Source organism: Bacillota bacterium (genome assembly GCA_013314855.1).
In the GTDB taxonomy this organism is placed as follows: domain Bacteria; phylum Bacillota; class Clostridia; order Acetivibrionales; family DUMC01; genus Ch48.
This window is the reverse complement of the sequence record JABUEW010000010.1, coordinates 1-12,534: the sequence shown is the minus strand read 5'-3', so window position 1 is coordinate 12,534 and position 12,534 is coordinate 1. Positions and strand designations below refer to the sequence as shown.

Below are 12,534 nucleotides of genomic sequence, written 5' to 3'. Positions count from 1 at the left end.
TTTTTCTATTTTTTCTTTTAGTTAGAACCTTTCTTTAGTATGTGAACTCTCCTACCCTCAATAACAAGCCTGCCTTCAGAGAAAAGCTTTATTGCCTTTGGCAGTATCTCCCATTCCGCCTCTTCCATTACCCTTTTTTGTAGGGTTTCAGGAGTATCATCCTCTTCAATATATACTGCCTTCTGCAATATGATAGGTCCTGAATCAGGCTCAAGGGTCACAAAATGTACGGTAGCTCCCGTTACTTTAACCCCATATTCTAAGGCCTTTTGATGAGGTATAATACCGTAATACCCTTTACCGCAAAAGGCCGGAATTAATGAAGGATGGACATTTATTATCCTGCCGGCAAATTCATTAACAAACTTCTCACCAACTATGGATAAATAGCCTGCCATAACTACTAAATCAACATCATATTTCTTCAAATGGGCAATAAGGGCTTCATCATACTGCTCTAATGTATTATAGTTTTTACGTAGTATGCACACAGCAGGTATATTATACTTTTCAGCCCTTTTAAGAGCAAATGCATCCTTCCTGCTGGACACTACTGTAACAATAGAGCAGTTTTCCAGGTACCCGGATTCTATTTTATCAATTATAGCCTGTAAATTAGTGCCGCCTCCGGATACCATAACTCCCATCCTCAACATAATTCCACCCCGGATTCGCCCTCAACCACTTCACCTATTATATATGACTGTTTTGTTTCACTGTTAAGATAATCTGTTATTTCATGAGCTATACTTCTATCAACCGCCAAAATCATCCCAATCCCCATGTTAAATGTATTAAACATATCCTTCTCTTCAATATTTCCAATATTTTGAAGAAGACTAAAGATTGGCGGAACAGGCCAGGTCTCCTTTTCAATCCTTGCTCTAAAACCCTCAGGAAGCATTCTTGGTATGTTTTCAAAGAATCCTCCTCCCGTTATATGGCATATTCCTTTTATTTTAAACTTTGAAATTAAATCCAGAATTACTTTTACATATATTTTGGTAGGTTTTAATAACTCTTCTCCCAAGGTTGTTTTTAAAACTTCGACATATTCATGAAGCTTTTCTTCGTTAGGGTTTAGGAGCTTTCTTACCAGGGAAAAACCATTACTGTGTAATCCTGAAGATGCAAGACCTATAAGCTTGTCCCCTGTCTTTATATCTCTCCCGTCAATAATATTTTCCCTGTCAACAATGCCTACAGCAAAACCGGCTATATCATATTCTTCATCCATGTAAAATCCCGGCATTTCTGCTGTTTCTCCTCCAACTAAGGCGCATCCTGCCAGTAAACATCCCTCTGAAACACCTTTTACAATATCTGCTACTTTTTCGGGGCGATTTTTCCCAAGGGCAATGTAGTCCAAGAAAAATAAGGGTTCTGCGCCGCTGCATACTACATCATTAACACACATGGCCACACAGTCAATTCCAACTGTATCATGTTTATTCATAAGAAAGGCAATTTTTAGCTTAGTCCCTACTCCGTCAGTACCTGAAACAAGGACCGGTTCTTTATATTTGTCTTTATTTAAAGCGAATAACCCGCCAAATCCTCCAATATCAGTCAAGACTTCAGGCCGGAAAGTCTTTCTGACATGGTTTTTCATAAGCCTTACTGCTTCGTAACCGGCTTCAATATCCACACCTGCATCTTTATATGTCAGCATTTGAATCCTCTCCTCTACAAGGTATTTCAATAGGATACTCTCCGTTAAAACATGCACAACAGAAATTACATTTTGAGCCTATAGGTGTTTTCATCAACCCTTCCAAGCTCAAGTACTCCAAACTGTCCGCTCCTATAATATTCCTTATTTCTTCCAGGGAATAAGTTGATGCCATCAGTTGCTCTCTAGAAGGAGTATCAATACCGTAGTAGCATGGAAATCTATAAGGGGGTGAACTTACCCTTATATGCACTTCCCTGGCTCCGGCACTTTTCAGCATCTGTACAATAGCTTTTGTGGTGGTTCCTCTAACTATAGAATCGTCTACCATCACAATCCTTTTTCCTTCTATTTCGCTCCGTATTGCATTAAACTTAATTTTTACTGCAATTTCCCTTTGCTCTTGGCCAGGCCTTATAAAAGTCCTGCCTACATACCTATTTTTTATAAGCCCTGTTCCATAGGGTATGCCTGACTGCCTGGAAAAACCCATTGCTGCAATAAGACCGCTGTCGGGAGCTCCTATAACAATATCCGCATCTACCGGATGTTCAATAGCGAGTCTTCTTCCTGCTTCCAGTCTTGCTTCATATACACTGACTCCATCTATATAGCTGTCATGCCTGGCAAAATATACAAATTCGAAGATACAAAGCCTGGACTCTCCAGGTACTTCCGTTTGGATAGATCTAATTCCGTTCTCATCAATTACAACTATTTCACCGGGATTTACATCCCTGGTAAATTCCGCTCCTACGGCATCCAGGGCACAAGACTCAGAAGAAAATACATATGAGTTGTTTATCATACCTATGCATAAAGGTTTTATACCCAATGAATCCCTTATCCCTATAAGTTTATGGGGAGTTAAAACTACAAAGGCGTAAGCGCCCTTAATATCCTTCATTGTTTTAATTAATGACTCTTCAATACTGCCGCTGGAAATTCTGTACCTGGATATGAGGTTGGCTATTATTTCCGCATCATTATTGGTCTGGAATATTGCTCCTTTTTCCTCCATATCGCTTCTTACTTGATTTGCATTTACAAGAGTGCCGTTATAAGCTAAGGCCAACTGTCCCTCCTTATACTTTATAACAATCGGCTGGATGTTTTCCCTGTAATCTTTAACATCCGCTGTATATCTAACATGGCCTATTGCCATTTCTCCCTTCAAATGCTCAAGTATAGTATCGTTAAATACTTCTGAGACCAACCCTATATCTTTATAGTATATTATAGTGCCTGCATCATTAACTGCAATACCTGTGCTTTCCTGCCCCCTGTGCTGAAGGGCAAATAAACCGTAATAGGTTAGTTTTGCCACATCAAGATGATCCTTACTGTATATACCAAATACCCCACATTCTTCATTCAGCTTGTTCTCATAAATATCGTATTCCATAAAACCTCCTAACTTTAATAACCAATAGCCAATTCATTAACAACAACAAATACCCTATAAACCTTCTTTACAAAGTGTTTCCTGAAGTTCAGCATTTTTTTCTTCAACTTTTGCAGCTAATTTCCCTTTATACTCCCTTATCTTTGCTCTTAACTCTTTATTGGCAGTTGATAATATTTGCAGTGCTAACAGTGCCGCATTTTCAGCTCCGTCTATTGCAACGGTAGCTACCGGAATACCGGAAGGCATCTGTACAATAGACAACAGGGAATCAAGCCCGTCCATGGTGGAAGATTTTATGGGTATTCCTATTACCGGTAATGGTGTGTAAGCTGCCAGTACACCCGGTAGGTGAGCTGCCTTTCCTGCTGCGGCAATAATAACGCTAACCCCTTGTTCTTCAGCCCTTTTCGCGAATTCCGCCGCTTTGTCGGGAGTCCGGTGAGCGGAACAAACCATAACCTCATATTCAACCCCAAACTCTTTAAGTATAGCAATGCACTTTTTGATAACAGGAAAATCCGAATCGCTTCCCATTATAACAGCAACTTTTTGTCCATTTACTTTCATTTTTAAACCTCCAATATATATATTAAAGGTATATACATATGAATTTTAACTTTTAAAATTTATATAATATTATTGTTGAATATTTCTACCTCTTATAATATCCATCATTTTAATGGCGGATAATTTTAAAAGCGGGGTTAGGACAGAGCCCGGTATTTATTATTAAGCAGAACCTGGCTCCGTCATTTCAAGCAGGCCATTAAAATAAAATATTTATGCCACAATTTTATGCCACAATTTTTAAGATAAACAAAATAACCAACACATAAACAACCGGGTGTATTTGCTTAATTCTTCCTGAAACTATCTTCAGTATAAACCATGAAACAATTCCAAACATTATACCGTCAGCAATGCTGTAAGTAAGCGGCATTATAATCATTGCAAGGAAGGCTGGAAGAGCTTCTGTAAAGTCCTCGCTAAAATCAATTTTTACAATGGCTGAAGCCATAAAAAGTCCAACAATTACCAGCGCAGGTGCAGTTGCAAAAGAAGGTATTATTGTAAGAATAGGAGAAAATATTAATGCTATAATCATCAAAAGCCCTGTCGTAAGAGCTGTCAAGCCTGTTCTTCCTCCTTCAGCCACACCTGCTGAACTCTCAATGTAACTGGTTACTGTAGATGTACCAAGGCTTGCACCCACTACTGTACCTATTGCATCTGACATAAGCGCCTGTTTCGCCCTTGGCAGTTTACCGTCTTTATCCAGTAAATTTGCCTTACTTGCTACACCTATTAGCGTGCCTACCGTGTCAAACAAATCTACAAAAAGGAATGCAAACATTACAACAAGGAAATTTACTCCTAATGCAAGAGCACCACTGAAATCAAACTTAAGGAATATCGATACTAATGATGGCGGTAAGGAAATTATCTTATCAGGGATAAGGCTATATCTTCCTGCTGCTGCATCTACAACATAAAGGCCTGTAAATTGGCATATTATACCTAAAACATAAGTTGCCAGAATACCCCAGAGAAGCGCTCCTTTTATTTTTTTATGTACCAAAAAAGCTGTTAATATTATTCCTATAATTGCCAGAATAACTGTTAAACTTTTAAGATCTCCAAGTCCTACAAGAGTTGCATCATTATTCACAATAATGCCTGTATTCTGAAAACCAATAAATGTAATAAACAGGCCTATCCCAACGGTAATTCCGTATTTCAGGTTTATCGGTATAGAGTTAACTATTGCTTCTCTGAACTTAAACATCGTTAAAATAACAAATATTATACCTTCAATAAATACAGCTGTAAGGGCAATCTGCCAGGAATAACCCATGCTAAGAACAACAACATATGCAAAATACGCATTAAGTCCCATACCTGAAGCCAGCGCAATGGGATAATTGGCCAAAAACGCCATTAGTATGGTAGCTATTGCAGATGAAAGGGCAGTAGCTGTAAAAACAGCGCCTCTATCCATGCCTGCATCTGATAATATGGCAGGATTTACAATTAAAATGTATGCCATTGTCATAAAAGTTGTAACACCTGCAATAATTTCCGTCCTTACATTTGTGCCGTTTTCCTTAAGTTTAAAAAGCCTTTCCATCATAAATTTAACCTCCTTAATATAATTGGCGCTGAATTGTACCTTAATTAAATGATTTAAGTGCAATGATTAAAACTGTATTTAATTGAAAATTTAAAACGGGTTGGTAGAACCAACCCGGTATTGCGTAGACTGCCTTGCTTGAATCCCCAAAAATATACTATCAAATTTATCTACTGTTTGTCAATCAGGAAATTAATCCTCACATTATCTTTACATACACCTGTCTATTCCGGGGGCCGTCAAATTCACAGAAGTATATTCCCTGCCATGTGCCGAGGGCCAGCCTGCCTTCCTCAATAATCAACTGCTGTGAAAAACCAAATATGCTGGCTTTTATATGGGCTGCCGAATTTCCTTCCAAATGAGCATAATTATCATTAAAAGGCACTATTTTATTCATTTCCTTTAGTATATCCGACACAACATCAGGGTCTGCATTTTCGTTAATTGTTATGCCGGCAGTGGTATGGGGTACAAATATCATACATATACCTGATTTTACACCGCTTTTACTTACAATTTCTTCTACTTTTGCGGTTATATCCACCATGGCAGTCCTGCCTGGTGTCCTTATACTTATGCTTTGCATATGCAACCTCCTGTCCATGTTACTCCAGGCAATGCAGTAAATTTCCGGGCGCCTGTAATTCATTCCCACTCTACGGTTGCCGGAGGTTTAGCCGTTATGTCGTAGACCACCCTGTTAACATGGCCTACTTCATTGACAATCCTATATACCGTTTCCGCCAATATATCATAAGGAAGCCTTACCCAGTCTACTGTCATAAAATCTTTAGTTTTTATAGCTCTTAGGGCTATTGTATAATCATAAGTCCTTTTACCGTCTCGTACACCAACACTGCGCATATCGGTTAAAACTGCAAAATACTGGCTTAATTCTCTATCAAGCCCAGCCTTTGCAATTTCCTCTCTAAATATATAGTCTGCATCTCTAAGTATATCCAATTTTTCTTTTGTTACCTCTCCAATAATTCTTACAGCAAGTCCAGGTCCGGGGAACGGCTGCCTCCATACTATATTGGCTGGAATACCTAGTTCCTCTCCAACTTTTCTAACTTCATCCTTAAAGAGGTATTTCAAAGGTTCAATTATTCCCTCAAACTCTATTTTCTCAGGCAATCCGCCCACATTATGATGGCTTTTTACAACTCCCTTGTTTCCTATACCGCTTTCTATAATATCAGGATAAATGGTACCCTGTACAAGGAAATCAACTTCACCAATCTTTTTGGCTTCTTCTTCAAACACTCTAATAAATTCTTCGCCAATAATCTTCCTTTTCTTTTCAGGGTCCCTTACCCCTTTGAGTTTTTCCAAAAATCTATCTTCTGCATCTACTTTAGCAAGATTAATATCAAACTGGTTTCTAAAAACCTCTTCCACCTGGGATGCTTCATATTTTCTTAGTAAGCCGTGGTCGACAAATATACAGGTAAGTTGCTTTCCGACTGCTTTATGGACTAATACGGCTGCAACAGACGAATCCACGCCTCCGGAAAGAGCACAGAATACCCTTCTGTTTCCTACCTTATTCCTTATCTCTTTTATGGCATTTTCAACAAAAACCTTCATATTCCAAGTGCCTTGGCACTTGCAACTATTAAAAAGAAAATTTTGCACTGTATCTTTATCCGGTTTATCGGTTTTTAATACAGGTATACCCAGGCTGGAGATTTCATTAAACAGCAAAAGATTCCTGCTGCCATCATTTCTACCGACAAATATAACCCCCTTGGGGCTTTTATCCTTTATTTCCCCTATTATTTTCTTTGCTTTTGCCTCTTTTTTTGTTCCCTCCACTCTATCACTATAGATGAGCACTTCACTGTATATTCCCATTTCTCTTGTCATTCTTGCTGCAACCTGGCTTACCTGAAGTTCATCACTTATAACAAGAATTAATTCATAGTTTGATTTATTAACCGTTTCTTTATTTATTATGTTATTCATATTGTTATTCATATTATCAACCATATTATTTCCCATAACATTATCTCCTTCACTATTTCTTTATTCAATGTCAACAATCTAATTATGGTAGTAGCGGCTGTATACAAGATTATACACTTCCCTTAAGGGAATACCGTTTCTTTTTGCTATCTCCTTACAATCTTCATATTCAGGAGATATTTTCTTTGATTCTCCTTTTGTAGCAATTTTTACCCTTATCTTGCCATATTGCGTCTCTATATGGCGTATTTCCCTATCCATACAATATCTCCGTGTAATGCTCCTCCGTATCCCAAGGGTGGATGTTTCTCTAAATACAATATCAATCAGCTTGTCCTCATCTTCTATTTTCCCAAGGACAGTAAGCAATACGCCTGGTCGGTTCTTTTTCATATATACAGGAATATAATAAGCATCTAAAGCACCGTTATTCATCAATTGCTCCAAGGTATACCCTAATATTTCAGGACTTATATCATCAATGTTTGTCTCAAGTATTAATATCTCATCCATCTCACATTTTTCTTCTATAAACTTCTCTTCCAATAAATCACCCAGAACAACTCTAAGAGCATTTAGTCTTCCTATCTCCCTTTTTCCCATTCCGTAACCTATACGGTCAATAATCATTGCAGGCATATTGCCGAAATCTAATGCCAGGCATTTAATTAGCCCCATACCCGTTGGTGTTACAAGTTCAGTATTTATATCTGTAGTTATAAGGGGTATATTACTTCCTGACAGCATTTCCATTACGGCAGGTACAGGTACAGGTATTATACCGTGTTGGCACTCTATAAAGCCTTTCCCGTCATATAAAGGAGACGAAAATACTTTATCTACACCTAGTAAGTCAATACATATTGCCGTGCCCACTATGTCTACAATAGAATCCACAGCCCCTACTTCATGGAAATGTACCTCGTTTATACCTTTATTATGTACTTTTGCTTCAGCCCTGGCAATTTCTCTGAATACCTTTTTGCTGAAATCTTTTACCTTTTGCTTCAGGTCACTTTTATCAATCAGCAGTTCAATGTCGGTCAAATTACAGGCTGTATGGGAATAAAGGTCATGTTCATCATCTTCAACAATAACAGTCACATCCGTCCCGTATATTCCGCTTTTTTGCTTCTTCTCAATTTCCACTCTGTATCCTGTCAGGTTAAGTTTCTCTAGTTCTCTCCGGAAAACCTTTTCATTTATGCCAAGGTCAAGGAGCGCACCTAAGGCCATATCTCCGCTGATACCGGAAAAACAGTCAAAAAACAATACTTTCATTAAACTCTACCTCCATAACCCATTAGTTTATTATAAGCAAATATAAGCAAAAATTTACAAGCAAAAATTTCAATGCAACCTGCAGGTTAAAGCCTATTAAAGCCTATTAATCATACTAGCCAAATAACCTGCCCCGAAGCCATTATCAATATTAACCACCCCTATTCCGGCAGCACAGCTGTTAAGCATTGTTAAAAGGGCTGAAAGTCCGCCAAAGTTTGCCCCATACCCTATACTGGTAGGTACTGCAATAACAGGTTTATCAACCATACCTCCCACAACGCTGGCAAGGGCACCTTCCATCCCTGCAACTACAACAAGCACATTTGCTCTAAACAAAGCATCAATATTTGCAAGCAGCCTATGAAGCCCTGCAACGCCTACATCATATATTCTTTCAACCTTATTCCCCATAATCTCTGCTGTAACAGCAGCTTCTTCAGCTACGGGCAAATCCGAAGTCCCTGCACTGACAACTGCAATAATCTTTTCAGATACAACAAGCTCCCTTCTTTTAACAACCACTATTCTTGCAGTCTCATAGTATAATGCATCTTCAGCAATTTCACTAATTCCGTCATAAATTTCCCGCGTAGCCCTGGTAGCCATAATGTTGTTGTCTTGCTTCATCAGCTTCATGATAATTGATTTTACTTGGTCAACGGTTTTTCCCAGGCAAAATACAACTTCAGGATACCCGGTCCTCAAATTTCTATGGTAATCGACTTTTGCAAAACCCAAATCCTCAAAAGGCAGTTTCTTCAAGTGGTTTAAGGCATCTTGAATAGATACCTTTCCGGACTTTACATTTTCAAGTAAATTTCTTAAACTTTCAGAATTCATCAACATCACTCCAAGGCCATCTTTTCATAATACCTGCTATTACTCATCAGTTACTCATCAGTCCAATAACCTCTTTAATAACTCTGCCTGTTCATCATGTATAGTACCCTTTTCCAACCCAATCTCTACCGTAATTCTACCTAAAGCTTTGTAGACATCCAATATTTCCGGATTTTTTTCTTTTATTGCTTCAATATGACCTGCAACAGTCTCAATATCGCCTCTGGAAATCGGACCCGTAAGCGCATTTACAGGGCCCAGAGAATCTATATTATATAATGTTTTTTCAATTAACGGCTTAAGGGCTTTGATTCCTTCATCAGATTCTGCCCCAATGCTCTCAAATAAGTGGCCTGCAATATATGCCAGTGTTACAAAATAATTCGACACAATACACGCAGCAGCATGGTAGAGAGACTTGTATTTCTCATTAATATTCAAAACTTTCCCCTTAAATGATAATATTATGGGCTTTATAATTTCATAAGCCCTATTGTTGCCTTCAAATCCGTAATATATACCGTATAACCCCTTCCATCCCGTTTCTTTATCGGCAAAAGTCTGTACAGGGTGGAGAGAACCTGTATACGCACCTTTTTCTTCTAATAACTCCAATACATGACTTGATAATGCCCCACTGCAATGAATAAATACCTTGTTGCAAATACTTTCCCGGCTTAAACCGGATGATATTTCCATGACTACATTTACAATGCTGGAATCGGGTACGGTAATAAACACTATTTCAGACTTCTCTACAGTATCAACCAGGCTGTTTTCAAAATTTGTGTCCAGCTTGGCATTTGCAAACTTCACTGAATCGGCAGATTTACTATACAGACCTGAGATTATATAGCCCTCCTTTTTTAAACCAACAGCCAGAGAACACCCTAATTTGCCTAATCCAATAATCCCTATACCCATATCCATATCCATACCTGCTTTTTTTATACTAATTTATTTTTTTACCCCATCATTTAAACTTCCGGTCCTGTAACCCATTAAATCAAGGGTTATATACTTAAATCCATATTGTTTAAGCTTGTAATGAACTTCATCCATAAATCCAGGATTAAAGAAATTGCTCCGTTCTTCTGCAGATACCTCAATCCGTGCTATATCCCCGTGATGTCGTACCCTCACTTGTTTGAATCCTGAATCAATCAGAAATTGCTCCGACTTGTCAATTATTTCCAATTTTTCTTTTGTAATTTCGTGTCCATAAGGTATCCTGGAAGCAAGACATGCAAAAGCCGGCTTATTCCATGTAGGAAGGCCTGTCTCTCTGGATAGCTCCCTTATGTCGCTTTTCGTTAAACCCGCATCTCTTAATGGGCTTATAATACCCAACTCCTTTAAAGCAACAATACCCGGCCTGTAATCCTTAAGGTCATCAATATTGGAGCCATCGGCAACATGTATAAAGCCATTTTTCTTTGCAACCTCTTTAATTTTTTTAAAAATCTCCCTTTTGCACAAATAACACCTGTTTTCAGGATTTTGAGAAAACCCTTCTATATCATCAATACTATCTGATTTCAAAATTATATGTCTTACATTTAACTGTTTCACAAAATCTACAGCTTCTTTAAATTCTCTTTCGGAATGAATAGGCCACTTTGCCGTAACAGCTATAACATTATCTTTTAAAGTGTCCTGGGCCACTTTAAGAAGAAACGTACTATCTACACCACCTGAAAATGCTATAGCCAGGGCAGCTTTCTCTCTTAAAATAGATATTAGCTTATTCAATTTATTGTTAAGCTCTTTATTATTAGCCTGATTTCCGATAAGCATATTTTCAATGTGATTCGTAGTGTTCATAAATATTCATCCTTTATTAATATTTCTATTAATACTTCCTACAAGGTAAGCATTAATAAATCCGTCAATTTCTCCATCCATAACCGAATTGACATTACCTTCCTCATAGTCGGTCCGATGGTCTTTTACAAGGGTATAAGGACAAAAAACATACGACCTTATCTGACTACCCCATTCAATTTTCATTTGAACACCTTTGAGGTCCTCTATTTTCTCCTTTTGCTCCCGTTCTTTTAATTCAAACAGCTTTGCCCTAAGCATTTTCATAGCAGTTTCCCTGTTTTGAAATTGAGAACGCTCATTCTGGCATGAGACCACAATCCCTGTAGGAATATGAGTAATTCTTATGGCCGACTCAGTCTTATTAACATGTTGTCCTCCCGCTCCGCTGGAACGATAAGTATCTATACGCAAATCGTCAGGGTTTATGTCGATTTGTATATCCTCATCCAATTCAGGCATCACATCTACAGAAGCAAAAGAAGTATGTCTACGTCCTGAAGCATCGAAAGGGGATATTCTGACCAACCTGTGTACACCCTTTTCCGATTTTAGAAATCCATATGCATTTTCTCCTATAACATGGATAGTAATACTTTTTATTCCTGCTTCGTCACCTTCCAGATAATCAAGGATTTTCACAGTGTAGCCTTTATTTTCCGCCCAACGGGTATACATCCTTAAAAGCATCTGTACCCAGTCCTGGGCTTCCGTTCCACCTGCGCCTGCATGTAAACTCATTATAGCATTATTTTTATCGTAAGGTCCGTTTAATAGAGTTTCAAGTCTTAAAGTTCTAATTTCTTCCCTCAATTTTTTAAGCCCTTCCCTTACTTCTTCTACTACACTTGCATCATTTTCTTCAATACCAAGTTCATTTAGTGTTTGTATATCCTGCAAAGTTTTTTCCAATTTTTCTAAACTACCAAGTTTGGACTTTAATACCTTTATTCTCTGCATAATCGTTTGATTGGCTTCAATATTGCGCCAAAATTCAGGTTCGGCAGCCTTTTGCTCAAGCTCCTCTATTTCATTTTTTATACCGAGAACATCAAAGTGAATCCCTCAATTCCTTTAATTCTTCTGCCAAGTCATCAATTTCCAATCTAAATTGCTCTAATTCAAGCATATTATCTATCATTCCTTCCAATTTTTTAATAAAATATTAATCATTGAATATTGAATATTTTATATTGTTATTATCTATTGAATATAGTTGTTTGTCAACCGACTTATTACTCCAGGCGCATTTTCTTTTTATGAAGAAAATGTTTCCAGTAACTAAATGCTCCAAGTCTTAAGAGCCTGTAAATTCACTTCGGGGCAAATCAAACTCGCAAAATAATTTGAATAGAATTTAATAATATTTCAATGTAATTATTTTGCTTAGAACAGTTGATTTGC

12 protein-coding genes are annotated in these 12,534 nt (G+C 37.8%); all 12 read right to left on the bottom strand.

The features are described from left to right. Window positions 1–17: 17 nt before the first annotated feature. Window positions 18–656 (bottom strand): phosphoribosylglycinamide formyltransferase, encoded by a 639-nt coding sequence (locus HPY74_02775; GenBank protein NSW89601.1) that lies wholly within the window; start codon window positions 654–656, stop codon window positions 18–20. Then, the gene (locus HPY74_02770) at window positions 650–1,672 is read right to left on the bottom strand and encodes a phosphoribosylformylglycinamidine cyclo-ligase (GenBank protein NSW89600.1); all 1,023 of its coding nucleotides are present in this window, start codon (window positions 1,670–1,672) and stop codon (window positions 650–652) included. The genes HPY74_02775 and HPY74_02770 overlap by 7 nt, the downstream gene beginning before the upstream one ends. After that, window positions 1,659–3,077 (bottom strand): amidophosphoribosyltransferase, encoded by a 1,419-nt coding sequence (locus HPY74_02765; protein ID NSW89599.1) that lies wholly within the window; start codon window positions 3,075–3,077, stop codon window positions 1,659–1,661. Before HPY74_02765 ends, HPY74_02770 begins: the two co-directional genes overlap by 14 nt. 54 nt (window positions 3,078–3,131) lie before the next feature. Beyond that, a complete protein-coding gene (gene purE, locus HPY74_02760; GenBank protein NSW89598.1) occupies window positions 3,132–3,647 on the bottom strand; it encodes a 5-(carboxyamino)imidazole ribonucleotide mutase in 516 nt (171 codons plus the stop codon). Window positions 3,648–3,873: 226 nt separating this feature from the next. After that, window positions 3,874–5,208, bottom strand: coding sequence for an NCS2 family permease (locus HPY74_02755; protein NSW89597.1), 1,335 nt, complete (start codon window positions 5,206–5,208; stop codon window positions 3,874–3,876). Window positions 5,209–5,410: 202 nt separating this feature from the next. Next, the gene (locus HPY74_02750; protein NSW89596.1) at window positions 5,411–5,800 is read right to left on the bottom strand and encodes a YjbQ family protein; all 390 of its coding nucleotides are present in this window, start codon (window positions 5,798–5,800) and stop codon (window positions 5,411–5,413) included. Window positions 5,801–5,859: 59 nt separating this feature from the next. Further along, window positions 5,860–7,194 (bottom strand): glutamine-hydrolyzing GMP synthase, encoded by a 1,335-nt coding sequence (gene guaA, locus HPY74_02745; GenBank protein ID NSW89595.1) that lies wholly within the window; start codon window positions 7,192–7,194, stop codon window positions 5,860–5,862. Between the two features lie 66 nt (window positions 7,195–7,260). Then, window positions 7,261–8,463: a nickel pincer cofactor biosynthesis protein LarC gene (larC, locus tag HPY74_02740; GenBank protein ID NSW89594.1), complete on the bottom strand. Its 1,203-nt coding sequence runs from the start codon at window positions 8,461–8,463 to the stop codon at window positions 7,261–7,263. Between the two features lie 96 nt (window positions 8,464–8,559). Further along, window positions 8,560–9,306 (bottom strand): nickel pincer cofactor biosynthesis protein LarB, encoded by a 747-nt coding sequence (larB, locus tag HPY74_02735; protein NSW89593.1) that lies wholly within the window; start codon window positions 9,304–9,306, stop codon window positions 8,560–8,562. A 57-nt stretch (window positions 9,307–9,363) separates the two neighbouring features. Continuing rightward, window positions 9,364–10,236, bottom strand: a complete 873-nt coding sequence (locus tag HPY74_02730; GenBank protein ID NSW89592.1) for a DUF2520 domain-containing protein — start codon at window positions 10,234–10,236, stop codon at window positions 9,364–9,366. A 27-nt stretch (window positions 10,237–10,263) separates the two neighbouring features. Then, on the bottom strand, window positions 10,264–11,103 hold the full coding sequence (gene larE / locus HPY74_02725; protein ID NSW89591.1) for an ATP-dependent sacrificial sulfur transferase LarE: 840 nt from the start codon (window positions 11,101–11,103) through the stop codon (window positions 10,264–10,266). Window positions 11,104–11,136: 33 nt separating this feature from the next. Then, a protein-coding gene (locus tag HPY74_02720; GenBank protein ID NSW89590.1) for a peptide chain release factor 2 occupies window positions 11,137–12,259 on the bottom strand; the annotation gives its coding sequence in 2 pieces (ribosomal slippage) (window positions 11,137–12,183 and window positions 12,185–12,259; 1,122 coding nt in all). Window positions 12,260–12,534: the final 275 nt, after the last annotated feature.

Coding starts and splice junctions, on each gene's coding strand:
- HPY74_02770 (NSW89600.1), bottom strand. CDS start 1,672: ATGCTGACATATAAAGATGCAGGTGTGGATATTGAAGCCGGTTACGAA.
- larE (NSW89591.1), bottom strand. CDS start 11,103: ATGCTTATCGGAAATCAGGCTAATAATAAAGAGCTTAACAATAAATTG.
- guaA (NSW89595.1), bottom strand. CDS start 7,194: ATGAATAACAATATGAATAACATAATAAATAAAGAAACGGTTAATAAA.
- HPY74_02765 (NSW89599.1), bottom strand. CDS start 3,077: ATGGAATACGATATTTATGAGAACAAGCTGAATGAAGAATGTGGGGTA.
- HPY74_02730 (NSW89592.1), bottom strand. CDS start 10,236: ATGGATATGGGTATAGGGATTATTGGATTAGGCAAATTAGGGTGTTCT.
- HPY74_02750 (NSW89596.1), bottom strand. CDS start 5,800: ATGCAAAGCATAAGTATAAGGACACCAGGCAGGACTGCCATGGTGGAT.
- HPY74_02755 (NSW89597.1), bottom strand. CDS start 5,208: ATGGAAAGGCTTTTTAAACTTAAGGAAAACGGCACAAATGTAAGGACG.
- larB (NSW89593.1), bottom strand. CDS start 9,306: ATGAATTCTGAAAGTTTAAGAAATTTACTTGAAAATGTAAAGTCCGGA.
- HPY74_02775 (NSW89601.1), bottom strand. CDS start 656: ATGTTGAGGATGGGAGTTATGGTATCCGGAGGCGGCACTAATTTACAG.
- purE (NSW89598.1), bottom strand. CDS start 3,647: ATGAAAGTAAATGGACAAAAAGTTGCTGTTATAATGGGAAGCGATTCG.
- larC (NSW89594.1), bottom strand. CDS start 8,463: ATGAAAGTATTGTTTTTTGACTGTTTTTCCGGTATCAGCGGAGATATG.